The organism is Pseudovibrio sp. POLY-S9 (assembly GCF_001431305.1).
Lineage (GTDB): Bacteria > Pseudomonadota > Alphaproteobacteria > Rhizobiales > Stappiaceae > Pseudovibrio.
Map to the genome: position 1 here is coordinate 61,170 of NZ_LCWX01000214.1, position 24,028 is coordinate 85,197.

Sequence of the window (24,028 nt, forward strand, 5' to 3'; positions counted from 1 at the left end):
TGCTTGCGAAGGCTTTTTTATTGGCCGCGGGTTTTAATTAAAGCTGAAAGCCAATGCTTAGTTGTAATTGGTATGATGGAGGGAACGAAAACAAGGCGCAAAAGCGTCGATAACTGCGCATGGTACAGATGCTGCAAGATCAAAGTTTCCTTCCCAAACTTCAACGCGTCATAGTCTCGGATAACTGGGCTACGTTCATCGCGAAACACTTTGTCTGGCTTCTTGCTGGATACTTCATCGTCCAGACCATTATTCGTTATTTTGCGTCTCCCGTATTGGGCCTGGATGAAGCGGAGCAGATTATTGCGGCTCAGAGTTTTCAGCTTGGATATGGCCCGCAGCCGCCACTTTATACTTGGCTGACAATCGCTTTCTTCTGGGTGTTTGGAGAAGGGCTCTTTGCAACGGCTCTTCTTAAAAACACCTTGTTGTTTCTCGGCTATCTGGGTGTTTGGCTCACAGCGCGGAAGGCCTCTGATCCGACGTTGGCAGCTATCGGGACGGCCTCACTTATCTTTCTGCCGCAGATCTCCTGGGAATCGCAGCGGGCGTTGAGCCATTCAGTTTTGATGTTCGCGTGTTCTGCATGGACGGTTTATCTCTTCCTGACTTGCATCGAAAAACCAAGCTGGTGGCGTGCTGTTGTGTTTGGTGTTGTGATCGCAGCAGGTGCACTTTCCAAATACAACTATATGTTTTTGCTTGTCGCTTTGATCGTAGCTGGCTTTTGCATTGAGGACGGGCGCAAGTTCCTACGTTCAAAATACATTCTTGGTTCTGCTGCTGTTGCCGTCGTGCTTTTGCTTCCTCCTGCTTTCTGGATGTTTGAGAACCAGGACCTCATCTATGCACGTGTCCATAAGTTCGGAATCGAAAAGGTTGAACGGCATTTTCTGACCGGGTTTATCTCTCTGGTAAATGCAGCTTTGCAGTTTGTCATTGTGGCTGTGGTCCTGTTCTTTTGCGCATGGGCGACGAGCTTTTATTGGAAGGATGCTGAGCAGCACGACCAATATGTGAATGAGACCATTCGCAAACTTCTCACGCTTGTCGTTATCTTTGGGCTGGTTATTGCTGCTGTGTCTGTTGTTGCAAGTGGCGCGACCAATGTGAAAGATCGATGGCTTCAGCCAATCCTGTTTCTTGCTCCGCTGGTTGCTTCGCTGTGGCTGTTTGCTGAGGTCTCAATACGTCAGGCCAAGATCATTCTTGGAACAGCTAGTGTGCTGGCAGTGCTGATCGTTGTGCTCATTCCCTTCAACTTTGCTTTTGGCAGTTTTAAAAAGCCAAGTGCGCATTCGCTTCCTTCTCAGGCAATTGTTGATACGCTGGCGCAGTATGGTGTGCGAAGTGTTCTGACTACGTCTCACAGCATTGCGGGTAACATTGGCGACCTGAAACCGGGTTGGGCAGTAACCATTCCAGAGTATTCCGGAATCGATATCAATTACGCCTATCCGGTTGCGATCCTTTGGAAGGGGCACTCCAAGGCTGTCCCTGAGAACATGTCTGCCCTTTATCAGAAGCTTAAAGGCAAGCCGATCCCTAACAGTGAAATCCATAAGGAAGCTGCGCCTTACTATCATTGGTCGGAATATCCGTTCGAGTATAGCTTCATCATTGTTGAGGGGAATAATCAGGCTGCCTCACAGCATTAGAGTTATACGGCTAAATTCTCCCAGTTTTGAGAATGGGTGGATGCTCTGAAAATTGGTAGGCTGGTCATTGCGACTTGAGATCAGGGAGATGGGTCCGTGATATTCGATGAGATTACAGTGGAACCTGCCAGAGAAGCGGATGCGCATCGCTTGGGTGAGCTCGTCTTTGCGATGGAAAGCGAACTTTGGCCGGAAGATGAGCTTGATGTTGGGCAGTTCAAAATGACGGCTGAGGATATTCTGTCTGATGATGGCTCTCGCTATTGGGCTTATCTGGCGCGGTCTCAGGGGGAGCTTCTCGGGCTCATTACACTGTCGGAAAAGAAGGCCATTTATGCTGGTGGCAGGTTTGGTGAAATTGTCGAGTTTTACGTTGTGCCGTCTGGCCGGTGTGCCGGAGTTGGCAAGATACTACTGCAGCAGGCGGTGTTGAAGGGGCAGGAGATGGACTGGCCTTACCTGGAAGTGGGAGCGCCGCATCAGCCAGCCTGGAAAACGACGCTGAGTTTTTATCTTAATAACGAATTCAGAGAAATTGGTCCGCGGCTGGAAAGAGAAATTTAGGTGCGATTGCGAGTTCTTTTCGTTTAGGGCTGTTTCATTCAATTCAACAACAGAATGTCCAGAATGGGCTCTTAGGCTGGCTGCAACTTTTGTTGTTTGGCCAGGAGAAGCCTATGTGTTGGATGTGCAATGACAAAGCGGGTTTGGTTGGATCACCAGCGCGCCGCAAGTTTTTGAAAACGGCTGGTGTGTTTGGTGCCGCTTTGGCAACGGGTGGTGTTGGTGCTGTTTCGTCTGCCAGTGCGCAGGAGCCGCCTATTCCTAAAAACGAGATTGGTGGTGAGGCTGCTCTTAAGCGTTTGATGGATGGTAACAAGCGCTATGTTGAGGGGGATGTCACTCCTGCTGATTTCCAGAGTACCCGTGCAGCACTGGCTGCTGGGCAGAACCCGTTTGCGGCGATCCTTGGCTGTGCGGATTCCCGTGTGGCGCCGGAGCTGGCGTTTGATACGGGGCGTGGGGATCTCTTTGTCGTGCGTGTCGCCGGTAATGTTGTGACGCCGGAAGGGCTGGCGAGCCTCGAGTTTTGTGTTGATGTGCTGGGTACGCAGCTCATCATGGTGCTGGGTCACGAGAAGTGCGGTGCTGTGAAGGCGGCGATTTCTTCTGTTCAGAGTGGCAACCAATTTCCCGGTCATATTCAAACGCTTGTTGAGCTCCTTCGGCCTCCTGTGCAGCAGGCGCAGGGTGAGAAGGGAGATGTTCTCGTCAATGCCATCAAAGCCAATGTGCAGTGGGGCGTGACGGCTTTGCAGCAGGCATCGCCTATTTTGGACAAGCACTTCAAGGCGGGGACGTTGAAGGTGGTTGGTGGGGTGTATGACCTTGATACGGGCAAAGTTACAATGGTGACATAAGAGGGATCGCAGATGGTTGTTCCCATAATCAGGGTGTCTGAAGCGAAGGACCTTCCGGCTTTGCTGGAGCTTGAAGCGCATTATATGGCGGAGCTGGAACCGCAGAACTTTGAGCGGTGGAAGACGTGTGAGGCTGTGCATCGCAAGCGGATGGAAGAGGCTTTGCTGCGCACCTTTGCCGCTGAAATGGCAGATGACATCAAAGGCTATTGCTATTGGGGGCTTCTGAATGACAGTGCCCATATCTTCAACGTGTATGTGCATCCGGATTTTCGCCGCTATGGTTTGGCGAAGTATCTGCTTGAGCGCACGGAGGAAGATATTCAGCGCAAGGGCTTTAGCCAGTGGACGTTCAACCCGATCAAGACCCACCCTGCGAAGGTGTTCATTGAGCAGCTTGGCTATAGATTGCAGTGGGAAGATACGGATCGGCTTCACATGTTCAAGGAGAAGGCGGCGGCGTGAGCCTTCCTGTTTTGCAAACAGCTTTAGCACCGCTGGAAATGTCCGGCGGTGTTTTCACGTGAAACTCCCAAAATGGGGAGGGCAAGGCGAGCAGGCAGTGCCTGCGCATTTTATTGGTTATGAGTCTTCGGCATTGGCTGTCGCCTTGCCCGGGCATTTTGGTATGGACAACATCGCCTCTTATCCTGAAAGGCACGATAGCCAGTTTCCTGGAAGGACGATGGCTTATTCCAGCAAGTTTCCTTACTAAAACAGTTCCTTCATCCCTGACACGCAACCACTCTGACTGGTTCGTGTCACCGCGTGATGCCCTTCAGACTTGGGCCCTTCCTCTCAAACCATGCGGTCACGTTTGAAAATCGGTTCCACCGGACCTTTGAAAGATACGTTACTTCTCTCAAAAGCCCCACCCAGCCTACGACAAACTGACGGACGGTCCGCCAGCAGCCCGTTACGTAGGCATGGGAGTTAGTATGGCGGCATCTTTGGCCAAAGGGGATAAGTTTTTTGCAGGCCTCTCCGATGTCATCCCGATCCTCAGGGGCAGTGGCTGCATAATGTGTGCGGGTGTTTGTGAGGCAGCGATGGCTTTTGAGTGTGGGAGAGCATGAGAGAATAGAGCCGAGAGGGTTATGGTTATGGGTCCCGGGTCTTCGCTTTGCTGCGCCCGGGATGACACAAGGGGAGGTTGCGGATGAGGGAACCACAAAGGGCTTTTGTGGGGATTTTAAAGCGCTGCTTAGGTGATGTTGAGCGGTGGCCTCCCGGTGTCATCCTGGCCACCGAGCCGGGACCCACGGGAAGTGGCTGCATAACGTGAGCGGGTGTTTGGTGGAAGACGCTGTTGGGCGTTGATTAGGCGGATAACCGGGTGTGTGTTTGGCGAAGGTCAAGTGAGGGGTGGGGTGACGGGTGTATGAGTGGGACCTGCAGAGTGTAGTGGTGAGGTGCCGGGAAGGGTGCTTTCCGGGCGATTAGAGAGGTGTTTTCGTTGAAAGTTTCGTATCTGGCTCTCAGTCTTTTGGGTGGGGCAATGTTGTTTGCCGGTGGTGCGCAGGCGCAAGGCAAAATCACCAATCATCAGACCGAGGGAAACCTGCAGGTGACCCATAATGTGGGCTGTATTGCGCGGGAGGACGCCAAGACGAGTTACACTCCGGCTGACCTTTATGCGTCGATTTTTGATTGCATTGAGAAGGAGCAGTATGGCTCTGCCGTTGATCTTTATGTGATGGCGTTTGCGCGTGGCACCTTTGATATGCAGCGGGTGAAGGATAAGAGCGCGTATCAGGCGCTTTCTGTGCTGCGGATGGTGACTTTTCAAAGGATGAACGAAGCGCAACGCACTGCGTTTGGTGCAGCGCTGGAAAATTACAGCAAGGATGGCATTGCTGAGGCCTGTGACTTTCTGCAGGGGCAGGATGCGCCGGATTATTACCCTAAATACATGATTGCGCATGGTATGGGCGCGTTTACGAACAAGGACGATGACGGGCTGGTCACGCCGTTTGATGCCGCTGCTGCATGGCAACTGACCCTGACAAAAGCCGGCATTTGCGCTGGTAAATAAGCGCTGGCCTGCGGAGGGTGGTGGCTCCGCAGGCCAGCAGGGTGCTTTCCGCGAGGATGCGGGGTGTAGGTGCGTTCTCGCTTCCGGCACCGGAGCGGATGGCAGTGTTGCCAAATGCTCTTACACAGTGCGCCTACCTTTGCTCCACGTGGGCAGGTTCCCTTGCTTTGTGGAGCGCTGGGTGAGCTTACTCAGGAAGCGGAATTTTGGTGTTTATCGGCTGCGGATGAGCGACCCGCTCTCCTGCGTATTCCCGAAAAGCACTAGTGGTTTTCGGATTAGGATACGCATTAGATAAAGTTCCGCAGCGTTTTTGGAGTGCTCCCAGTCGGTCGTGGAAGGCATGGTGCAAAGTGAACAAAGCATCGCGTTCGCTGCTGTGCTGCAGTCTCTCAGTCAGCAATAAGTGCTGCATATAGCTGAGATTTTGCAGGTCAGAGACGACGACGAGGACTTCGTCTATTTCATTTTGGAACGTATTTGTGGTGCCACAGGCACATGCGGAGTCGGTCATTCTCAATCCCTTTGTCTTTACAGGGTTGAACAACCGCGCGACAGCAAGACTTTCTAGGGCCCACTGGCGAGCGGGAGGCTAGAAACCTGTAAGACAGACAGGCGAGTTTATTCCCCTCCGAAGAAGGTATTGTATTCACCGCCCTCCCGCTCATAGCAAAGGGTTTGCGCGCTACCTATAAAGCAGGCACAAAAAATCCGCCAGTTAACGGGAGCGGTTACCGCTGTCTTAGAGGAGGTTTCTAGGCCTCATGTATGAATGTGGAATGAAAACCTGAGGTTGTCAAATTGTCGGTTTTGACGAGGGTGTGGATGGTGGGGGAGAGAAATAAAACCTAGAGATGTGCATTGTTCATTGAAACTTTGATTAAAATAAGCTCATTATCATAGTGTTCAACTTCTAGTTGGTGATTATGATGGAAAATTTTGCTGAAGTTAGTGTGATTGTATCGGGTATTTCGTGTCTTTTGATATTGATTGTATTGCTCAAGATTCGAAAGATTGGCGAGAGTAATGATGAGGTTAAAATTGCAGAAGATCTCTCTCATGTTAGATCTTCTAATAGTGATATTTCAAATAAAATTGATATCCTAAAAGAACTTATCAGCTCAAATAATGAATCAATCAATTCTCATCTTAGTAAGCAACGTGAGGAATCTGGCAATAGTGCATCCACTCTTCGGAAGGAGGTTGTAGAAAGTATAAATAAACTTTCTGATTCAAATAGAGATCAGTTCAAGCTGTTTGGTAATACTCTGAATGATCAGTTAGATAAATCTACAAAAGTACAAACTCAATTGGCCAAGACACTCAGCGAACAACAAGATGCGTTGAAGCAAAAATTAGATGAAAAGATCAAAGATCTGAGAACAGATCTTGAATCTCAAATCCAATCGCTTTCAAAACGGAATAGTGAAAGGATTGGTGAACTCACAAGTGTGCAGAAGGAGCAGTTTGAACTCTTTACTAAAACATTGAGTGAGGGACAAAAACGGCATGATTTAGGACAAGAGAAACTCACTAAATCGCTAAATGAACAACAAGAAGCGTTGAGAAGCAAACTTGACTCGAAGCTCAAAGATCTCAGTGATGAAAATGCGAAGAAGCTTGATGAAATGCGGAAGACTGTAGATGAGAAGCTACAGTCTACTCTTGAAAAGCGTCTCGGAGAATCGTTCAAGCAAGTAAGCGACCGCCTTGAGCAAGTTCATAAAGGGCTAGGCGAGATGCAAACGCTTGCTGGGAATGTCGGAGACCTGAAAAGAACACTCACAAATGTTAAAACTCGCGGTACATGGGGAGAAGCACAGCTAGCGAGCTTGCTTGCTGATATGTTGACTGCTGATCAATATATAGAAAATGCTGAAGTTAAGAAAAACTCTCTTGAACGAGTAGAGTTTGCAATACAGTTGCCGGGGAAAGATGAAGATGAAGCGTCGGTATTGCTACCGATAGATTCAAAGTTTCCGGTCGAAGCTTATGAGCGACTGCGCGATGCCGCCGAAATTGGTGATAAAGGGCCTGAAGAGAAAGCAGCAGCAGAACTGGAGCGAAGCATTGTTAGTTTCGCAAAAACAATCAGTACAAAATATATAAATCCGCCAAGTACTACCGATTTTGCGATTATGTATCTGCCAACGGAAGGACTTTTTGCTGAAGTTCTTCGCCGTCCAGGGCTTGCTGATAAACTTCAAAGAGAACTCCGAGTTATAGTAACTGGCCCAACGACATTTGCAGCACTTCTCAGTAGCCTGCAAATGGGTTTTCGTACTCTTGCTGTTCAAAAAAGATCCAGTGAAGTTTGGCAGGTACTGGCCGCAGTAAAGACTGAATTTGGAAAATTTGGGAAAACCCTTGCTAGTGTTCGGAAAAAGATCGATGCAGCAGGAAAAGAGTTTGAGAATGTAGAGGTGAGGACCAGAGCTTTAGATCGTAATTTGAGAACGGTTGAAGCTCTGCCTGAAACTAGCTCAGAAGAGGTTCTAGGTATTCAGGCAGCAATAAAAGAAGGTGCATTAGATCCAGTTTGAAGCAAAATTCATTGCTTCGTGAGGCTATGTGCAAGAAGCGGGTCCTCGAAGGACCCGTTTTCATATCTGAGTGATGCTTTAGTACGTTGTAGAGTACATCGGCGGCTTCGGTGCGTTCCAGTAGGGTTGTGGCTAAGGTTTGAGCGCGTGGCTCTGGGTCCCGCATCGCGCTGTGCTTGTGCGGGATGACGGGGGGAGCTGCTCTTTGTTTAGGGTAGCGGTGGAAAGTTGTTTGTGTTCTGGCGTTATGGTTCCGAGGAGCCTTCGTGCCGGTCGCTAAAGTTTGCCCAGTTGTTGCTTTCAGTGAAACTCCCGTCTTTCAGCGCTTTTGATCTGCGAAAATAACCGAGATAGAGGAAAACAGCGCCAATGAGCAGAAGGATGCTGAGGCGGAGGAAAATGGATGTTGCTGTCAAAGTGACTTCCAAATGAATGTAATTTTTATGAGATGCATCTTATGCGGGAAAATTGACTTTGTGTAGCCTCCCGCCGTCTTCCCGCACTTGATGCGGGATCCAGCGCGGGGGGTGGTTAAGGTTTGAGTGTGTGGCTCTGGGTTCCGCATCGCGCTGCGCTTGTGCGGGATGACGTCGGAGGGGATTGCTTGTGTGGGATGACATCGGTGGAGGTGGTGGCTCAGAAGGTAGGGCCGCCAATGAAAAACGGGCCTTGGAGGGCCCGTTTTTGTGTTTGTGGTGTGTCTGGCAGTTTTAGCCGGAGACTAAGTTTCTCAGGACGTAGTGGAGGATGCCGCCGGCTTTGATGTATTCTAGTTCGTCTTCGGTATCGATGCGGCAGAGGGCTTCGATGGTTTTCTTAGTGCCGTCTGCGAATTCGACCTGAATGTCGACCATCTGGCGGGGTTTGAGGTCTGCTACGCCGAGGATGGTTACGCGCTCAGTGCCATCGATGCCGTGGGACTGCCAGCTCTCGCCCTCTTTAAACGTGAAGGGCAGGACGCCCATGCCGACGAGGTTGGAGCGGTGGATACGCTCGAAGGATTGAGCGATGACAGCGCGCACGCCTAGCAGTTTGGTGCCTTTTGCCGCCCAGTCGCGGGAGGAGCCCGTGCCGTATTCCTTGCCAGCAAACACCACAAGCGGGGTGCCAGCGGCCTTGTATTCCATGCAGGCGTCGTAGATCCAACGCTGCTTGCCGTCCTTTGTGGTGTAGCCACCTTCCACACCCGGCACCATCTGGTTTTTGATGCGGATGTTGCCGAAAGTGCCGCGCATCATGACTTCGTGGTTGCCACGGCGGGAGCCGTAGGAGTTGAAGTCTTTTGGCGCGATCTGATGGGATTCAAGGTACTGACCTGCCGGGCTGTCTGCCTTGATCGCCCCAGCTGGGGAGATGTGGTCGGTGGTGATGGAATCCAGGAACAGACCCATGACTGCCGCGCCCTCAATATCGGTGAGGGGTGCTGGCTCCATGGTCATGCCTTCAAAGTAAGGCGGGTTTTGCACGTAGGTGGATGCTGGTGGCCAGCCGTAGGTCATGCCGCCTTCCACCTTGATGTTCTGCCAGTGCTCGTCGCCCTTGAACACATCGCCGTAACGCTCTTCAAACATCTCTTCCGTGATGGAGGAGCGGATGAGGTCGGTGATCTCTTCCGTGGTTGGCCATAGATCCTTCAGGTAGACGGGGTTGCCGTCCTGATCTTTGCCGAGCGGGTCTTTGGCCACGTTGATGTTGAGCGAGCCAGCGATGGCGTAGGCGACAACCAGTGGCGGAGAGGCCAAATAGTTGGCGCGTACATCCGGATTGACGCGGCCTTCGAAGTTGCGGTTGCCCGACAGCACGGAGCACGCCACGAGGTCGTTGTCGTTGACGGACTTGGAGATTTCCGGCGGCAGCGGGCCTGAGTTACCAATACAGGTGGTGCAGCCGTAGCCGGTGAGGTTGAAGCCGAGGGCGTCGAGGTCTTCCTGAACGCCAGCTTTTTCCAGATAATCCGTCACCACCTGAGAGCCGGGCGCTAGTGAGGTTTTCACCCATGGCTTAACCTTGAGGCCCTTGGCGCGGGCTTTGCGGGCCACCAGACCAGCGCCGATGAGAACGGACGGGTTGGAGGTGTTGGTGCAGCTTGTGATCGCAGCGATGACGACGTCGCCATTGCCAAGGTCATGGTCGCGGCCTTCCACCGGTGCGCGTTTGAACTCTTCGCCTGCCTTCTTGAATTCCTCCGCCATGGTTTTGGCAAAACCTTCTGAGGCGTCAGCGAGGGAGATACGATCCTGCGGGCGCTTTGGTCCGGCGATGGATGGCACAACGGTGGAGATGTCCAGCTCAAGCGTATCGGTGAAGGTTGGCTCCGCGTGGGTGTCGCGGTACATGCCCTGCACCTTGGCGTATTCCTCCACCAGCGCGATACGGTGGGCGTCGCGGCCCGTGGACTTGAGGTATTTGAGGGTGTCGCTGTCTACCGGGAAGAAGCCACAGGTGGCGCCGTATTCCGGTGCCATGTTGGCAATGGTGGCGGCGTCTTCCAGCGAGAGGTTGTCGAGGCCGGGGCCGTAGAACTCTACAAACTTGCCGACAACGCCCTTCTTGCGCAGCATTTCAACCACGGTGAGCACGAGGTCGGTCGCGGTGATGCCTTCTGCCATTTCTCCGGTGAGTTTGAAGCCGACGACTTCCGGGATCAGCATGGAGATCGGCTGGCCGAGCATGGCCGCTTCGGCCTCAATGCCGCCCACGCCCCAGCCGAGGACCGCAAGGCCGTTGACCATGGTGGTGTGGGAATCGGTGCCGACGAGGGTGTCCGGGTAAGCGACGGTTTCGCCGTTTTCTTCTTTCGTCCAGACGGTCTGGGCGAGGTACTCAAGGTTGACCTGGTGGCAGATGCCGGTGCCTGGAGGAACAGCGCGGAAGTTATCAAACGCAGACTGACCCCAGCGCAGGAACTCATAGCGCTCGTTGTTGCGCTCGTATTCGCGTTCCACATTGAGCGCGAAGGCAGAGGTGGTGCCGAAGTAGTCCACCATGACGGAGTGGTCGATGACAAGATCAACGGGAACCAGCGGGTTCACCTTTTTCGGGTCACCGCCGAGGCTGACGGCAGCATCGCGCATGGCGGCAAGGTCAACAACGGCTGGCACGCCGGTGAAGTCCTGCATGAGCACGCGGGCAGGGCGGTAGGCGATTTCGTGGGTGGAGGTGCGGGTGGTGAGCCATTCGGCGACGGCGCGAATGTCGTCCGCGGTGACGGTGCGGCCATCTTCAAAACGCAGAAGGTTCTCTAAAACCACCTTCAGAGAGAAAGGCAGCTGGGAGACGCCCTTAAGGCCGTTCTTTTCTGCTTCGGGAATGGAAAAATAAGTATAAGACTTGCCGCCGACTTGCAGCGTTTGTTTGGCTTTAAAACTGTCTAGAGATTGTGTCATTCGGCGATCTCCTTATTTCGTTTCCCGCTGTGAACAGGAAACGGAGCTTTGAGCTGGCGAACCTCTCCGATATCTCCCGGAGTTTGGCGGTTCGCCGTCATGGCGTTGGCTTGATCATTTAACAAATGCATTAAAAGCGCTTCTTGAAATTCAATCAGCTTATAGTTGTCGTCCCTATAGCGTCTTTCTGACGCAGGTTCCAGCTGAACCGCAGCGGAAGGCTAATAATTTACCTAGGGTGAGATTAGGCCGGAACGGGGCGCTCGATCAAGCGGGTTTGGGTTTGTATCAATCACATTATATACAACGGTATACAATGTGTCTAGCCTGTGATTTGGTCCTTTGTGGCTTTAAAGGCTCGGAAGGGGATTATCGGTAGGATGCTTCTGGTTCACCTAAGAATAATCGCCGGAAGTGGCGAAAAAGTGCGCAGAGAATAGCTGAAAACAACAGAAAGGCGTTTCCCATGAAATCTGCAGTTTTGGTTGGTGCTTGTTGTCTGGTGTTGGGCGGATATGTCATCAGCGCCCTGGCCGAGGAGAATGGAGAGGCTTACTCGAACACCGAGGTTTTGCTGCATAAGAGCGAGACGACGATTACAAAGCAGCCTTTGTTCTATCCGACTGGTCGGCAGGCTCAGGTGACGTCCCTCATCATTACGCTGGCACCGGGAGAGGCTGTTAAAGAGCACATGCATCCCATTCCTCTTTACGGATATATACTTGATGGTGAGCTGACGATCACCTATGAGAAAGAGGCTCCTCTGACCTTTAAAAAGGGGGAGGCGTTTATTGAGGCCGTCAATACCTGGCACTACGGTAAGAATACCGGAACAGAGCCAACGCGAATCCTAGCTGTGTTTATGGGAGCGAAGGATTTGCCGAATGTAATACGGCCTCCTGAATAAAGTGGTTTGCGCAAAGACGGGATCATGCAAACTGCTTTAATTCTTTGTTGGAGCGTATCTTATCCGGAAATCGGATCCACTTTCGGGATACGCCGTCAGTTTGGTAAGCAGTGTGAGCTGCTGTGGTGGTTTCGGGCGCGATGAACCAATTGAAGTTAGTCTGTCAGGGTGTTGCATGTGATCGCGGTGGCCGCAGAGTTTTGAACCATGTCGACTTTGAAGTTGGTTCAAGCGAAGCTCTGATTGTCCAGGGTCCCAATGGTGTCGGTAAATCCAGTCTGCTGCGCGTGATTGCAGGACTGGTTGCGAAAGCGAACGGCACGATTGAGCTGGAAGGTGGCATGCCCGAGCGCTCCGTTGCCGAGCATTCGCACTATTTCGGGCACCTTGATGCATTAAAGCCGTTGCAATCCGTCCTTGAAAACCTGAGTTTCTGGCGCGATTTCTTTGAGCCTGCTGCTTTTGGTGGCGGCAAAGTGCGTGAGAGCATGAGCGAGCTGGAAGCGCTGGATACTCTTGGTATCGCGCATACTGCCAGTTTGCCTGCAGGATACTTGAGTGCTGGTCAGCGCCGACGCCTTTCGGTGGCGCGCTTGCTGGTGGTGCCGCGTCCAATCTGGTTGCTTGATGAGCCGACATCCGCGCTTGATAAAGCCTCTGAAGAAGTGTTGCTGGGGTTGATTGCCGATCACATCCACGCTGGTGGCCTTGTGATTGCTGCAACGCACCTGCCGCTCAACCTGCCAAACACCAAGTTCCTCAATCTGTCGCCTGTGACGACCGAGAGTGAGCATATGTTTGCCGGAGCGGATCTGGACGATTATTTCGACGAAGACGAGCAGGACGAGGGCTGATCATGAGTTGGATGAAGAGTCTTTTTGTCCGTGAATACCAACTGGCGAACCGCGTTGGTGGTGGTGCGCTGATCGGTGTTCTGTTCTTTCTGGCTGTGGTGACGATCTTTCCATTCGGTGTTGGGCCGGACATGATCCTGCTGTCTCGCATTGGCGCTGCGATCCTTTGGATTGGCGCATTGCTGTCGACTTTGCTGGGATTGGATCGCCTGTTTCAGGCTGATCGCGAGGATGGAAGTCTCGAACTTCTGGTGATGTCCGGGCGTTCGCTTGAGCTGGTTGTGTTGATTAAATGTGCTGCCCATTGGGCGGCGACGGGTCTGCCGCTGGTGTTGGCGACGCCGGTTTTGTCTCTGTTTGTGGGTCTGGATTTCCAGAGTATCGTTCTGGTGACCCTGACCTTGCTTGTTGGCGCTCCCGCATTGACGCTTGTTGGTGCGGTTGGCGCTGGTGTTACCGTGTCCATGCGGCGGGGTGGGGTGTTGCTCTCCATTCTGGTTATTCCGTTGGCAATTCCAATCCTGATCTTTGGTGTGAGTGCCGCGACAGCGGGAGCGATCGACTCCAATAACTTCCTCGTTCCGTTCCTGTTTTTGTGTGCTCTGACACTTTTTGGTCTTGTTGTTGGACCTCTCGCAGCAGCTGCAGCGCTTCGCGTTTCTGGTGACTGATGACGGCAGCCGTGAGGCTGCTGAAATTGCCAGAAGCGTTAAGTCTATGTAAAATCGTCTAAAATGGGTGAAATCCCGAAGAAGTGAAGCGTCAAATTGCGCGTAATCAATGACTGTGATGGGTCCGTGACACTATGTACACATTGATGCTTCGTCATTCTCAGTTTAGAACGGCTCTATGACCTTATACGATCTTGCAAACCCAACCCGGTTCCTGAAGCTTGTGAAAGCGGTGCTTCCCTGGCTTATCGTTGCGACGGTCGCTGCGCTTGCAGTTGGCTTGTACTTCGCGTTTTTTGTTGCGCCTGAAGATTATCAGCAAGGTCAGACAGTGCGCATTATGTTTGTGCATGTCCCTGCTGCCCAGCTTGCATTGATGTGTTATGCAATGATGGCACTTTCTTCGATTGGTTCTCTGGTCTGGAAGCATCCGCTGGCTGATGTTTCGGCTAAGGCGTCTGCACCTATTGGTGCTGCATTCACATTCCTGGCTCTGTTTTCCGGCGCTGTCTGGGGCAAGCCAATGTGGGGCACCTTTTGGGTCTGGGACGCAAGATTGACCTCCTTCCTTGTGCTGCTGATTATGTATCTTGGCATTATCGCGCTGTGGAAGGCGATTGAAGATCCTATCAAGGCTGCAAAAGTAAATGCGATTATCACGTTGGTTGGCGTGATCAACGTCATCATCATCAAGTTTTCCGTTGAGTGGTGGAACACACTGCATCAACCGCCGAGCATTATTCGTGCTGATGGCCCTGCCATTCACTCTTCCATCCTTATCCCGCTTGGTTTGATGGCTTTGGCTTTTGTGCTTTTGTTTGTGACTTTGCATCTGATGAGCATGCGTAACGAGATTATGCGCCGTCGGATCAGAGCAATGCGGATGCGTGCAGCATCCGTTGCTCCGGCTGCGTCCAGCAGCACGGTCACGAAAGCAGCTCCTGCTGGTGCGAGGTAAGGACAATGGATTTTTCAGAGTTTGGTCGTCACGCTGAATATGTGATTGCTGCTTATGCGATGGCTGCACTTGTTATTGCTGTGCTGATTGTCTGGGTGCGCTCAGACAAAACTCAGCTGGACAAAGAGATGCAGGCGTTGGAAGCAAGCGGCATTCGTCGTCGTTCCACACGCCGTGCTGGTCCTTCTGTCAGCCAGGTGGTCTCTGCAGGTTCTGATGAAAAGAGTGAGAGCTAACAGGAATGGCTAGTGAAATGGACGAGGAAAAGAAATCAGGCATTTCTCCGCTGTTTCTTCTTCCGCTGATTGTTTTTGGTGCTCTTGCGGTTCTGATGGGTTTCATGATGCTTTCAGGCCATGACTCTAAAGAACTGCCATCTGCCTTGATTAATAAGCCGGCACCTGAGTTTGCGCTTCCTCCTGTTAAGGGGCTGGAGCGTGATGGGCAGCAGGTTCCCGGGTTCCAACGCAGTGATCTGCTTGGTCAGGTGACTGTGGTGAACATCTTTGCATCCTGGTGTGCGCCTTGCCGTGCAGAACACAAATACTTGATGGATCTTGCCAAGGATGATCGTTTTGAGATTGCTGGTCTGAACTACAAGGACACTGACGTTAAGGCGAACCGGTTCCTTGCTGAGCTGGGCAATCCTTATGATCGCGTTGGTTTTGACACTGGCCGGGCTGGCATTGAATGGGGCGTTTACGGGGTTCCTGAGACGTTCATCGTCGATGAGAAGGCTCAGATCCGCTATAAGTTTATCGGTCCATTGAGTGCCGCCAGCTATCGAGATGTCTTCTTACCAGAGCTTGAAAAAGTGCTGACTGAGTCCAAATAGAAGCAGTGCCCCTGATGCCTTCGGTTTTCAGGGGCTCACTGTGATGTGATTCTACAGTTATCTGGTTATTGTTTAGGTTAGCGCTGCATCAGCGATGACTTGAACAATTGCGAAGGGCCGAAATGCGGTGGTTTTCTGTAAATAGATTGACGGGTGTTATTCTCGCAGCGGGAATTGGTTTTGCGACCTCTCTCTCAGCTCAGGCGGAAACACCAAAGGCTGTGGTTGAGCTGTTTACCAGCCAGGGCTGCTCGTCATGTCCACCTGCGGACCAGTTTCTGGAGGAGCTTGTCTCAGACCAGAAGGATGTGGTCACCCTCTCTTACCACGTAGATTATTGGGATTACTTTGGCTGGAAGGACACTTTGGGTTCTCCCGTGTTCACTCAGCGCCAGAAGGATTATGCCAAGAGCCGTGGTGATGCGCAGATCTATACGCCTCAGGTTGTTGTGAATGGCCGTGGGCATATGGTCGGCAGTGATCGTGGTTCTGTGAAGAATGCGATCCGCAAATCCTCTGGCATGAGCGTTCAGGTTGAAGCGATGCTTGATGACAACGCGCTTGAAGTTCAGCTCTCTGGTTCCTTGAAACAGCCAGATAAGAAGGCTGACGTTTATCTTCTTGGAATTGACAAAGAAGCAGTTGTAGAGATTCAGCGCGGTGAAAACGCTGGCACAACGCAGACTTATAAGAACGTGGTGCGCAGCATCATGCCGATTGGCATGTGGTCTGGTACTGCTGAAGTGTTCCGTTTGCCACGGACCGCTTTGAAGATGTTCGATTCCAAGAACTGGGCTGTTTTGGTTCAGACAAACTCCGGTGAGATGCCAGGCGAAATCATTGGTGCAGCTTTTTACGACAAGTAGAATTGGCCGATAAATTGCGAGTGATTTTCATTTGCAAACATTGAGTGCAAATAAGCATAAAAACTGGCTGTTTGACCCTGTTCCATTGTTTAATATGCCACTGAAACCTGATAGAGGACGATAACTTTCTAAGCAGTCGTCGAGTTTGAATTAGGGTGGATGTGGCACATGGACCAGAGCATGCGCTTTGCGCTGGGCAGCATCGTCATTGGCATACTGGTATTTACTCTTAAATACTTTGCCTTTGCGTTGACTGGCTCCATTGCGTTCTATTCCGACGCTCTTGAAACCTCCATCAATATTGCGAGTGCTTCTGCTGCTGCTGGTGCTTTGTATCTGGCGCGCAAACCTGCTGATCAGAACCATCCCTATGGGCACTACAAGGCAGAGTATTTTGCTGCTGTTCTTGAGGGTGTTCTGATTGTTCTGGCGGCGATCCTAATCCTGCGCAAAGCCTATATGGGTTTGACTGAGCCTTATGAGCTTGAGGTCAATTTTCAGGGTATCGCGCTGAACTTCCTGTCTTCCGTTATCAACCTGTTCTGGGCAATGGCCTTGATGCGCATCGGTCGAGCACATCGCTCACCTGCGCTGCAAGCGGATGCCCGGCATATCATGACGGATGTTTATACATCTCTCGGTGTGTTTGTTGGTATCGCTGCTGTGTGGGCAACAGGCTGGCAGATGTTTGATCCGATCCTTGCGGGGATTGTTGCGGTTAACATCATGTGGTCCGGTTGGAAGCTGGTGCGTGAATCTGTTGGTGGCCTGATGGATGAGGCGGCTCCCGAAGAGGAGCAGGAGGAAATCCGGGCGTTGATCTCCAAGTTTGGAGATGGTGCGCTGGAGGCTCATGACTTGCGGACCCGACATGCTGGACATGTGACGTTTGTTGATTTTCATCTGGTTGTACCAGGTGAGATGAGCGTTCTGGATGCCCATGCGATTTGTGATCGTATTGAGGAAGGCATCGCAGAAAAGATGCCGGGCGCACGTGTGACCATCCATGTTGAGCCGGAAAATCATGCCAAGCATTCAGGAATTGTGGTTTTATAGGCACTTAGAGAGCTTGAAACCTGGACTGCGTAGTTCTACGGTGTTTCCGTTGTTGCTGCGTTCTGTTGGTCTGGCTGCCTTTTGCCTTCTCTCTGGAACGATCCTTTAAAGCAGTTTGCCCGGAAACGGGGCCACTCCTACTGCTTTCAGTATTGTTGATTGCGTCTTTGTCTTCGAAAACCATGCTTCGTGGTGGGGGACTGCGCTTCGTTTCTGAGATGAATATGCCCCGCAAACATTTCTTTGATCACCTTATTCTGCTTATCGGCGTGTTTTTGATCGTCGGGCCGGTGATCGTGATCGTTTTTTCTTCAACGCACTCTGGCGCTACGCTTGGTCAGGATGGCCTCCAGTTTCTGCCGGGGCCTTATGGGGTGGAGGTGTATAGCCGGGCGCTGTTTGAAGGGCGTGGGTTTACTGGCGGTGTCACTGGCATAACCATGGCGTTGAACTCGCTCTATCTGGCCGCAGGGTTTGCACTGGCAAAAGTGGCTGTTTCTCTGTTGGCAGCGTATGCGCTGGTGTTTTTTCGGGTGCGCTTTGGGACGTTCTTTTTCTGGGTGATCCTTTGCAGTTTGCTGCTGCCTTTGGAATCCCGGTTTCTGCCGACATATGCTGTGACCAGCAAGCTTGGGCTCGTGAACTCCTATCCGGGCTTGATGTTGCCGCTGTTGGCTTCTGCGGTTGGGACATTCTTCTTCCGCCAGTTTTTTCTGGGAGTGCCGACTGAGCTTTCTGAGGCTGCGCGGATTGATGGGGCAGGGCCGATCAAGTTTTTGAAAGACGTTCTGGTGCCTGCATCTGCACCGATGATTGCAGCGCTCGGTCTGCTGATGTTTGTGCAGGGATGGAACCAGTATCTGTGGCCTGTGATGGTTTCCAGTGAGGAGACCAGAATGACATTGGTGCAGGGACTTAGCTTGGTCGGGCGCACAAGCCCGCAAGGTTTGGCGCTTGCTGTGCTGGCCATGTTGCCACCGATCCTGCTTGTGGTGTTCTGTCAGAAAGCCTTTGTGAAAGGGCTGACTGATGGGCGTCAATGATCACAGAGAAATCTCAAAGAGACCATAATTTCTGTCTTCTTTGAGACAGCGCTGCTTTGCGACCTTGCTACTTCTATGTGGGTTACAGGTATCTTGTGAGCTTTGCTCCAGATGCGTCTCACGGAAGAAGGTCTCGGAATGATAATGCGTGGTTTCAAAGCACTTGCTGTTGCTGCTTCAATCGGTTTTGTCGGGTTGGTCTCTCAAAGCCCTGCTTATGCATGGGGTGAGTTGAGCTGCTCAGATCTGAATGCGACTATTTCAGACATCGATGATATTTCCGATGAAGTCTTCTTTGAAGGTAGCGTTCGTGCTGGCTCAAGTGCTGATGGTGTTCTGGGTCAACTGATTGATGTGGGTCGCTTGCTGAGCGAGCTGGAGGGTGATGGTAAACTGGACCGCGCGGTTGACCGGTTGGAAGATGCATGGATCGATGAGGACTGGAGCGGCTACTCCTTTGCTCTGGATGATATCGCAGATCGTCTGGACTACTTTTACTATCGCGACTGCTGAGCAAGTGCCTCAGCTTTCGAGCGATGCGACCAAGTCCGGCCATGTGCCGGGCTTTTTTGTGATCTGCCTCGTGATCTCAAGATGCGGCGCTGAAGTAGTCTTCTCGCAGCAGCGCGGTACCGTCTGATTGCAGAACCCAGAGTTCTTTGGAGATGTTGCCGTGGGCTTTGTTCATCTTCCAGTCAGAAGAAAGGATTGCGGAGCTTTCGCCTGATGCGACGATTTTGGGGTTGATGTACTCGATTTTTGAGAAGCCTTCCCGAATGAGCATTTGCCAGAACTCGAGAATTTCGGCTCGTCCGTGATAGGTGCCAAAGGGTTTGGCCTCCATAACAGCGTTTGCCTCATAGCAGTTGGCACAAGCTTGAGCATCACCCGCATTGAACGCGTTCTGCCACTTCTGGCTGGCCTCTTTAACTGCTGCTTCCAACTCACTGTTCATCATTGGACTCCAAAGCTCGGGCGCTTGCGCCTCTTTGTTTGGACGTAGGATGAAGAGCGAATCTTGATTAGAAATGGACGTATATGGCATTCCTGAAAGTACCACCTATGAAAGGTGAAGTCCGTCTTTCAAATGTGGTAGGCGGATTTGAACCGACTAGTAAGCTGGGGTATCAACATTCCTAAGCTTTTGGGTTGCTTTGATTTTGTAGTATTTAGCGTTTGAACACAGAGCTATCTATTGAGAGAAAATGATAGGCTGGCAAATGCTGCTATAGAAAAAGCCCGGCGGTGGTTGCCGGGCTTTGTGATTTCATCTTTTAGTTCTGGGAGAGTGTTTTGATCCTCCCAGAATTGGTGCGAACTCAGAGGCGCTGGGAGCCGGTTCCGAATTCTGGATAGGCTTCTACACCAATTTCAGCTTTGTCGAGGCCCATGGCTTCGTCTTCTTCTGTGACACGCAGGCCGACCACCAACTGGATTGCATACCAGACAATGGTGGAGGCCACGAAGGTGAAGATGCCGACGGCTGCAACGCCGATGAATTGGGTAACGTAAGACGCGTCAGAGTTGGACAGCGGCACGATGAGCGTTCCCCAGATGCCAGCCAGCAGGTGAACCGGGATTGCGCCAACCACATCATCGATCTTCAACTTGTCGAGCATTGGTACTGCGAAGACGACAATTGCGCCACCAACGCCACCAATTATGACGGACTGGAGTACGCTCGGAGCCAGTGGTTCAGCGGTAATGGAAACAAGACCAGCCAATGCACCGTTCAGAGCCATTGTAACATCGACCTTCTTGTAGAGGGCCTGTGTCAGGGCAATTGCGGAGACTACGCCGCCCGCAGCAGCCATGTTGGTGTTTGCGAAGATGCGGGAGATGTCTGTGACGTCACCAATGGTGCCCATTGCGAGCTGGGAAGCGCCGTTGAAGCCGAACCAACCGAGCCACAGAATGAAGGTGCCCAGAGTTGCCAGTGGCATAGAGGAACCCGGCATGACGTAGACCTGACCGTTTTTGCCGTACTTGCCTTTCCGCGCGCCGAGGATGATTGCGCCGGACAGTGCTGCCCAGCCACCAACGGAGTGGACGAGAGTGGAACCAGCAAAGTCGGCAAAGCCTATTTCAGAGAGCCAGCCAGCACCCCACTGCCAGGAGCCGGTGATTGGGTAAAGAACACCTGTGAGGATGACAACGAAGATCAGGAAAGCCCAGAGCTTGATGCGCTCTGCCATGGTGCCCGACACGATGGAGGCTGTGGTTGCGCAGAAGACCATCTGGAAGAACCAGTCGGACGCTGTCGAGTAGCCTGCGTCCAGAGCATCGCCGCCGACAGGGTCAAAGGAGTATGGGCCAAAGGAACCCATGAAGCCGCCATCAACGCCAGTGTACATGAGGTTGTAGCCGGTGATCCAGAACATCAGACCAGCGATGGAGTACAGGGCGATGTTCTTAAGGCACTGCATTGAAACGTTTTTGGTGCGGACGAGTCCAGCTTCAAGCATGGCGAAGCCTGCAGCCATCCACATCACCAGAAAGCCGCCAATCAGGAAGAGCAGGGTGTTGAAGATGTAGGCGGTGTCGACAGCTAAGGCGTACTTTTCTTCTGCCATAACTGGAGCTGCGGAAAGTGCCAGGAGTGAGCCTGCGGCGACAAGGGTGGAGGTGCGTTTCATATTCTCTGTCCCCTTCATTATATTGCTTCTGCGTCGGCTTCGCCGGTGCGAATACGGACGACCTGATCAATGGAGTAGACGAAGATTTTGCCGTCACCGATCTGGCCGGTCTTCGCTGCACTGCCAATGGCTTCGACAACTTTGTCTGCCATGTCTGTTGCAACTGCGACTTCGACCTTCAGTTTTGGGAGGAAGGTGACGGCGTATTCTGTGCCGCGGTAGATTTCGGTGTGCCCCTTCTGCCGGCCATAGCCTTTGACTTCGGTTACCGTGAGCCCCTGGATGCCTAAAGTGGTGAGTGCGTCGCGCACTTCATCCAACTTAAAGGGCTTGATGATTGCCATAATGATTTTCATGTCAGATTCCCGTTCCCCTCTCTCATCGATTGCGCCGTAAAGAGTTCTGGAGACCTCTTTGGGACCGGGAAAGTTGCCAGTTATCTGGTCGTTCTCAGAATGCCCGGCCGGCACGCTTGCCCTCTCTCTTTCAAGGAGCGTGCCAGTTTTGAGAAATATCGATTTTTACGTAGATTTTGGAGGACGGAGGTGTTGGAATAAACTTGAAAATTCAGCGGCTTGATTGAAATTTAATTTTCTTGTTGTGACGTTGACGTAGTTGGGAGGCGCAGAATGTGACTGTCAATAAAATAAGCAGAGCCATAAAATGACTCTGCTTATTTTGTAATCATGTATGGTATGTGTTTAATTTTTGATCAGATTGCTTATGCTCTGAAACCACCAGAGGCGAGAAACTCAGTTTCTTCTGGTGTTGAGGTTCGACCGAGCACTTCGTTGCGGTGAGGAAAGCGGCCAAACCGGCGGATCACGTCCATATGGATTAGCGCGTAATGGTAGGTGTCCTGATCGCCAAGACCGCGGAACAGGTCTACGCTCAAATCCTGCATGTCCATCTCTTCAGAATGCTCAAATGGCAGGAAGAAGAACATGCGATAGCCCATAGGAAAGGCGGTATGGAAGTCCTTGTTCAATGATTCAAGAGCGACTTTTACAGCTTTGGGATCGGATGCAAATGCTTTTGAGGAGCCGCGGTAGATGTTGCGCGGGAATTGGTCGAGCAGCAAAAGGAGGGCCAAAGTGCCGTGAGGCGTCGCTGTCCAGGTGTCGTAATCTCCGCGATTGGCGGCTTCTACGTCGGCTTCAAAGTTCTCACGAATTTCCTGATCGAACGCTTCGCCGCCGTTGAACCATTTGGGGCCGCCTGCCGTCCACCAGAAGTCCAGAATCTCAAGCGCTTCGCTGGTCTCTGTTTTTCCGTCCAGTTCCATCGTCGCCATGGTCTACTCCCCAATATTCACTTTACTGTTGCGCAAAGTTTCGTTAGCCCAGCATCAAACACAGTGCCACACTCGAGTACCTGGTGAAACATTGGTGGAAGATTCAAATATTTTGGACCTGAGAGGTCTCAATTGCCCACTACCGGTGATGAAGACGCGCAAGCATCTTAAGCGTATGGCAAAAGGCGAGCAGCTTGTTGTGAAAGCTACTGATCCAATGTCTGCAATCGATATTCCACATATGTGCCAGCAAGACGGCCATGTGCTGATTGAGAATAAGATGGTAGGTGACGTGCGTCAGTTCAAGATTGAATGCTGATTGCGCTCTTCCTGGAAAAGATTAAGCGTCACACAGCCTGTCCAGTTTGCGGGCGAGCTTGAAATCCAACTCGGTCAGCCCACCTGCATCATGGGTGGTAAGTAACACATCCACTTTGTTGTAGGTGTTCGTCCATGTAGGATGGTGGTTCATCTTTTCTGCCAGAATTGCAGTGCTGGCCATGAAGCCAAATGCACGTGCGAAGGACCGGAAGGTGAACGTGCGTTCTATCGCGTTGCCATCTTCAGACAAGGTCCAATGCGGTAATTCTGCTAGGGCAAATTCTTTTGCGGTAGAGGTTAACAGCTCGGGCACAAGACCACCTTTGGTTTTGTTGCAAGGGGTGTCTCAGATTTAGTAGGTTTTTCTGACTCGCAAAATCCATGGATATTTGAGTAGATCCGCGCGAAAGTCTGGAGCAAAGATTTCGGCTGGGTTAAATATTCGGGCAGTCAGATTTGGAGGGAGCAGTGGTCTTGTTGCAGCGTCGTGTACTGTTTGTGTGTCTTGGCAATATTTGTCGTAGTCCGTTGGCAGAGGGTGTCTTCCGTCATCATGTCAAACAAGCTGGACTGGAAGAGCAGATTTACGTGGATTCCGCTGGAACTGCGAACTGGCATAGTGGCAAAAAGCCGGACATCCGCAGCATCCAGACAGCGCAAAAGCATGGCGTTGATATTTCTAAACAGGAAGCGCGCCAGCTGATTGATGAAGATTTCGAGAAGTTTCATTACATCATTGCGATGGATGCCAGCAACCTAACGAATATTCAGTCTAAAGCGCCGTATTTGCATACAGCAAATGTGCGCTTGCTGCTTCAGGATGAGCAGAAGGATGTGCCGGATCCGTATTACGGAGCGAATGAGGGCTTTGATGAGGTGTATGATCTGGTGAGCAACGGGACTTACAATCTGCTTCAGGAGATCCGTGAGGAGATGGAGCCGACCGAGATTTAAGCTCTTTGCAAGATATTGAAGAAAAGCTCCGCAGTTGGTTGCGGAGCTTTTTTGCTTTTTGGGCTGATTATTTGAATTTGCGCAGGAAGCTTTTGCTGCTTCGTGCGCACCAGCAGGCAGCGCGGCCAAGTTTGGCACGCAGCCAGTTGCCACCTTTGGTGAAGGAGGTATCCAGATTAGCGGGCTGGGCCCATGTTGGCGTGCGCTGGTATAGGTAGTGATAGACACCCACAATTACGAGCATGGTGATGCCCCAGGAGAGCAGGGTGTCTGAAAAGAAGTGCCCGCCGAAAGCCACACGGTTGGCGGAAAGGAAAAAGACCAATGCCCCAATTGCTGTCGCCAGAGGAATGCGCCAGGTTTTGGGGGCGATAAAGACCAGCACGAACAACCAGATGGATGCTGATCCTTCGCCGGATACAAACGAGCAGTTACTATCACAGTGGTTAGTAGGTTGCCAAACGCCGATGAATGGCAGGTCTCCGCCAAAGATCTCTGTTTGGCGTGGGCGTGGGCGGCCCCACAGGTTTTTGAAGAACGCGTTGACAACGAGGCCGGGTCCAAGAATGAGCGTGGATACGACGAAGATC

General features: G+C 51.8%; 27 protein-coding genes. 18 read left to right on the top strand and 9 right to left on the bottom strand.

Annotated elements, in window-relative coordinates:
- The first annotated feature begins 128 nt into the window (after positions 1-128).
- The 5 genes from PPL9_RS21650 to PPL9_RS21670 all read left to right on the top strand — a co-directional run bounded on the left by PPL9_RS21650 (position 129) and on the right by PPL9_RS21670 (position 5,114).
- Complete coding sequence (locus tag PPL9_RS21650) at positions 129-1,658, top strand: glycosyltransferase family 39 protein (protein WP_057464721.1); 1,530 nt, start codon at positions 129-131, stop codon at positions 1,656-1,658.
- A 96-nt stretch (positions 1,659-1,754) separates the two neighbouring features.
- A complete protein-coding gene (locus PPL9_RS21655) occupies positions 1,755-2,222 on the top strand; it encodes a GNAT family N-acetyltransferase (RefSeq protein WP_208986367.1) in 468 nt (155 codons plus the stop codon).
- Positions 2,223-2,335: 113 nt separating this feature from the next.
- Positions 2,336-3,079 carry a carbonic anhydrase gene (locus PPL9_RS21660; RefSeq protein ID WP_244273436.1) on the top strand — a complete coding sequence of 248 codons (744 nt, stop codon included), beginning with the start codon at positions 2,336-2,338 and terminating at the stop codon, positions 3,077-3,079.
- Positions 3,080-3,091: 12 nt separating this feature from the next.
- Positions 3,092-3,544, top strand: a complete 453-nt coding sequence (locus tag PPL9_RS21665; RefSeq protein WP_057464672.1) for a GNAT family N-acetyltransferase — start codon at positions 3,092-3,094, stop codon at positions 3,542-3,544.
- Positions 3,545-4,535: 991 nt separating this feature from the next.
- Entirely contained in the window at positions 4,536-5,114 is a 579-nt protein-coding gene (locus PPL9_RS21670) for a hypothetical protein (protein WP_208989533.1), read from the top strand.
- Positions 5,115-5,301: 187 nt separating this feature from the next.
- Here the strand turns inward: PPL9_RS21670 and PPL9_RS21675 are convergent, their stop codons facing one another.
- Positions 5,302-5,628: a hypothetical protein gene (locus PPL9_RS21675; protein WP_057464673.1), complete on the bottom strand. Its 327-nt coding sequence runs from the start codon at positions 5,626-5,628 to the stop codon at positions 5,302-5,304.
- A 415-nt stretch (positions 5,629-6,043) separates the two neighbouring features.
- Here PPL9_RS21675 and rmuC point away from each other — a divergent pair, with 415 nt between their 5' ends.
- Positions 6,044-7,657 (top strand): DNA recombination protein RmuC, encoded by a 1,614-nt coding sequence (gene rmuC / locus PPL9_RS21680; protein ID WP_082597034.1) that lies wholly within the window; start codon positions 6,044-6,046, stop codon positions 7,655-7,657.
- Between the two features lie 245 nt (positions 7,658-7,902).
- On the opposite strand, the gene PPL9_RS32530 is transcribed toward rmuC, so the two are convergent.
- Positions 7,903-8,073 carry a hypothetical protein gene (locus PPL9_RS32530; RefSeq protein WP_161831415.1) on the bottom strand — a complete coding sequence of 57 codons (171 nt, stop codon included), beginning with the start codon at positions 8,071-8,073 and terminating at the stop codon, positions 7,903-7,905.
- A gap of 294 nt (positions 8,074-8,367) precedes the next feature.
- Entirely contained in the window at positions 8,368-11,043 is a 2,676-nt protein-coding gene (gene acnA, locus PPL9_RS21685) for an aconitate hydratase AcnA (protein WP_057464675.1), read from the bottom strand.
- Positions 11,044-11,509: 466 nt separating this feature from the next.
- On the opposite strand from acnA, the gene PPL9_RS21690 reads away from it, so the two are divergent.
- The 10 genes from PPL9_RS21690 to PPL9_RS21740 all read left to right on the top strand — a co-directional run bounded on the left by PPL9_RS21690 (position 11,510) and on the right by PPL9_RS21740 (position 18,746).
- Positions 11,510-11,950 (top strand): cupin domain-containing protein, encoded by a 441-nt coding sequence (locus PPL9_RS21690; RefSeq protein ID WP_057464676.1) that lies wholly within the window; start codon positions 11,510-11,512, stop codon positions 11,948-11,950.
- Between the two features lie 140 nt (positions 11,951-12,090).
- Positions 12,091-12,804, top strand: a complete 714-nt coding sequence (gene ccmA, locus PPL9_RS21695; RefSeq protein ID WP_082597031.1) for a heme ABC exporter ATP-binding protein CcmA — start codon at positions 12,091-12,093, stop codon at positions 12,802-12,804.
- Between the two features lie 11 nt (positions 12,805-12,815).
- A complete protein-coding gene (ccmB, locus tag PPL9_RS21700; protein WP_181951980.1) occupies positions 12,816-13,475 on the top strand; it encodes a heme exporter protein CcmB in 660 nt (219 codons plus the stop codon).
- A 178-nt stretch (positions 13,476-13,653) separates the two neighbouring features.
- Entirely contained in the window at positions 13,654-14,433 is a 780-nt protein-coding gene (locus tag PPL9_RS21705) for a heme ABC transporter permease (RefSeq protein WP_057464678.1), read from the top strand.
- Between the two features lie 5 nt (positions 14,434-14,438).
- Positions 14,439-14,669: a heme exporter protein CcmD gene (ccmD, locus tag PPL9_RS21710; protein ID WP_057464679.1), complete on the top strand. Its 231-nt coding sequence runs from the start codon at positions 14,439-14,441 to the stop codon at positions 14,667-14,669.
- Between the two features lie 5 nt (positions 14,670-14,674).
- Complete coding sequence (locus tag PPL9_RS21715) at positions 14,675-15,268, top strand: DsbE family thiol:disulfide interchange protein (protein WP_057464680.1); 594 nt, start codon at positions 14,675-14,677, stop codon at positions 15,266-15,268.
- A 122-nt stretch (positions 15,269-15,390) separates the two neighbouring features.
- Positions 15,391-16,134: a DUF1223 domain-containing protein gene (locus tag PPL9_RS21720; RefSeq protein ID WP_057464681.1), complete on the top strand. Its 744-nt coding sequence runs from the start codon at positions 15,391-15,393 to the stop codon at positions 16,132-16,134.
- A gap of 168 nt (positions 16,135-16,302) precedes the next feature.
- Positions 16,303-17,190, top strand: coding sequence for a cation diffusion facilitator family transporter (locus PPL9_RS21725; protein ID WP_057464725.1), 888 nt, complete (start codon positions 16,303-16,305; stop codon positions 17,188-17,190).
- 224 nt (positions 17,191-17,414) lie between these two features.
- Positions 17,415-18,233, top strand: coding sequence for an ABC transporter permease subunit (locus tag PPL9_RS21735; protein WP_057464726.1), 819 nt, complete (start codon positions 17,415-17,417; stop codon positions 18,231-18,233).
- Between the two features lie 138 nt (positions 18,234-18,371).
- On the top strand, positions 18,372-18,746 hold the full coding sequence (locus PPL9_RS21740) for a hypothetical protein (protein ID WP_208989534.1): 375 nt from the start codon (positions 18,372-18,374) through the stop codon (positions 18,744-18,746).
- A gap of 76 nt (positions 18,747-18,822) precedes the next feature.
- On the opposite strand, the gene PPL9_RS21745 is transcribed toward PPL9_RS21740, so the two are convergent.
- The 4 genes from PPL9_RS21745 to PPL9_RS21760 form a co-directional block, all read right to left on the bottom strand.
- Complete coding sequence (locus tag PPL9_RS21745; protein WP_057464727.1) at positions 18,823-19,188, bottom strand: nuclear transport factor 2 family protein; 366 nt, start codon at positions 19,186-19,188, stop codon at positions 18,823-18,825.
- A gap of 364 nt (positions 19,189-19,552) precedes the next feature.
- Positions 19,553-20,869, bottom strand: coding sequence for an ammonium transporter (locus PPL9_RS21750; RefSeq protein WP_057464728.1), 1,317 nt, complete (start codon positions 20,867-20,869; stop codon positions 19,553-19,555).
- 17 nt (positions 20,870-20,886) lie between these two features.
- Positions 20,887-21,225 (bottom strand): P-II family nitrogen regulator, encoded by a 339-nt coding sequence (locus PPL9_RS21755; RefSeq protein WP_057464729.1) that lies wholly within the window; start codon positions 21,223-21,225, stop codon positions 20,887-20,889.
- Positions 21,226-21,590: 365 nt separating this feature from the next.
- Positions 21,591-22,163, bottom strand: a complete 573-nt coding sequence (locus PPL9_RS21760; RefSeq protein WP_057464684.1) for a DUF924 family protein — start codon at positions 22,161-22,163, stop codon at positions 21,591-21,593.
- Positions 22,164-22,257: 94 nt separating this feature from the next.
- On the opposite strand from PPL9_RS21760, the gene PPL9_RS34315 reads away from it, so the two are divergent.
- Complete coding sequence (locus PPL9_RS34315; protein ID WP_057464685.1) at positions 22,258-22,482, top strand: sulfurtransferase TusA family protein; 225 nt, start codon at positions 22,258-22,260, stop codon at positions 22,480-22,482.
- A 21-nt stretch (positions 22,483-22,503) separates the two neighbouring features.
- On the opposite strand, the gene PPL9_RS21770 is transcribed toward PPL9_RS34315, so the two are convergent.
- Positions 22,504-22,797 carry a 4a-hydroxytetrahydrobiopterin dehydratase gene (locus tag PPL9_RS21770; RefSeq protein WP_057464686.1) on the bottom strand — a complete coding sequence of 98 codons (294 nt, stop codon included), beginning with the start codon at positions 22,795-22,797 and terminating at the stop codon, positions 22,504-22,506.
- 155 nt (positions 22,798-22,952) lie between these two features.
- Between PPL9_RS21770 and PPL9_RS21775 the strand changes: the two genes are divergently transcribed.
- Positions 22,953-23,438 carry a low molecular weight protein-tyrosine-phosphatase gene (locus PPL9_RS21775; RefSeq protein ID WP_057464687.1) on the top strand — a complete coding sequence of 162 codons (486 nt, stop codon included), beginning with the start codon at positions 22,953-22,955 and terminating at the stop codon, positions 23,436-23,438.
- A 67-nt stretch (positions 23,439-23,505) separates the two neighbouring features.
- Here PPL9_RS21775 and PPL9_RS33545 read toward each other — a convergent pair.
- Positions 23,506-24,028, bottom strand: a 523-nt coding sequence (locus tag PPL9_RS33545) for a phosphatase PAP2 family protein (RefSeq protein WP_208989536.1), incomplete at its 5' end; no start/stop codon positions are given.

Bases quoted from the DNA above. Each gene is read 5' to 3' on its own strand.
- PPL9_RS21675 (WP_057464673.1), bottom strand. From the start codon at position 5,628: ATGACCGACTCCGCATGTGCCTGTGGCACCACAAATACGTTCCAAAAT.
- acnA (WP_057464675.1), bottom strand. From the start codon at position 11,043: ATGACACAATCTCTAGACAGTTTTAAAGCCAAACAAACGCTGCAAGTC.
- ccmA (WP_082597031.1), top strand. From the start codon at position 12,091: ATGAACCAATTGAAGTTAGTCTGTCAGGGTGTTGCATGTGATCGCGGT.
- PPL9_RS21745 (WP_057464727.1), bottom strand. From the start codon at position 19,188: ATGAACAGTGAGTTGGAAGCAGCAGTTAAAGAGGCCAGCCAGAAGTGG.
- PPL9_RS21755 (WP_057464729.1), bottom strand. From the start codon at position 21,225: ATGAAAATCATTATGGCAATCATCAAGCCCTTTAAGTTGGATGAAGTG.
- ccmB (WP_181951980.1), top strand. From the start codon at position 12,816: ATGAAGAGTCTTTTTGTCCGTGAATACCAACTGGCGAACCGCGTTGGT.
- PPL9_RS21665 (WP_057464672.1), top strand. From the start codon at position 3,092: ATGGTTGTTCCCATAATCAGGGTGTCTGAAGCGAAGGACCTTCCGGCT.
- PPL9_RS21650 (WP_057464721.1), top strand. From the start codon at position 129: ATGCTGCAAGATCAAAGTTTCCTTCCCAAACTTCAACGCGTCATAGTC.
- PPL9_RS21715 (WP_057464680.1), top strand. From the start codon at position 14,675: ATGGCTAGTGAAATGGACGAGGAAAAGAAATCAGGCATTTCTCCGCTG.
- PPL9_RS21720 (WP_057464681.1), top strand. From the start codon at position 15,391: ATGCGGTGGTTTTCTGTAAATAGATTGACGGGTGTTATTCTCGCAGCG.
- PPL9_RS21750 (WP_057464728.1), bottom strand. From the start codon at position 20,869: ATGAAACGCACCTCCACCCTTGTCGCCGCAGGCTCACTCCTGGCACTT.
- PPL9_RS21705 (WP_057464678.1), top strand. From the start codon at position 13,654: ATGACCTTATACGATCTTGCAAACCCAACCCGGTTCCTGAAGCTTGTG.
- PPL9_RS21660 (WP_244273436.1), top strand. From the start codon at position 2,336: ATGTGTTGGATGTGCAATGACAAAGCGGGTTTGGTTGGATCACCAGCG.
- PPL9_RS21690 (WP_057464676.1), top strand. From the start codon at position 11,510: ATGAAATCTGCAGTTTTGGTTGGTGCTTGTTGTCTGGTGTTGGGCGGA.
- PPL9_RS21735 (WP_057464726.1), top strand. From the start codon at position 17,415: ATGCCCCGCAAACATTTCTTTGATCACCTTATTCTGCTTATCGGCGTG.
- ccmD (WP_057464679.1), top strand. From the start codon at position 14,439: ATGGATTTTTCAGAGTTTGGTCGTCACGCTGAATATGTGATTGCTGCT.
- PPL9_RS21725 (WP_057464725.1), top strand. From the start codon at position 16,303: ATGGACCAGAGCATGCGCTTTGCGCTGGGCAGCATCGTCATTGGCATA.
- PPL9_RS21760 (WP_057464684.1), bottom strand. From the start codon at position 22,163: ATGGCGACGATGGAACTGGACGGAAAAACAGAGACCAGCGAAGCGCTT.
- PPL9_RS21740 (WP_208989534.1), top strand. From the start codon at position 18,372: ATGATAATGCGTGGTTTCAAAGCACTTGCTGTTGCTGCTTCAATCGGT.
- rmuC (WP_082597034.1), top strand. From the start codon at position 6,044: ATGGAAAATTTTGCTGAAGTTAGTGTGATTGTATCGGGTATTTCGTGT.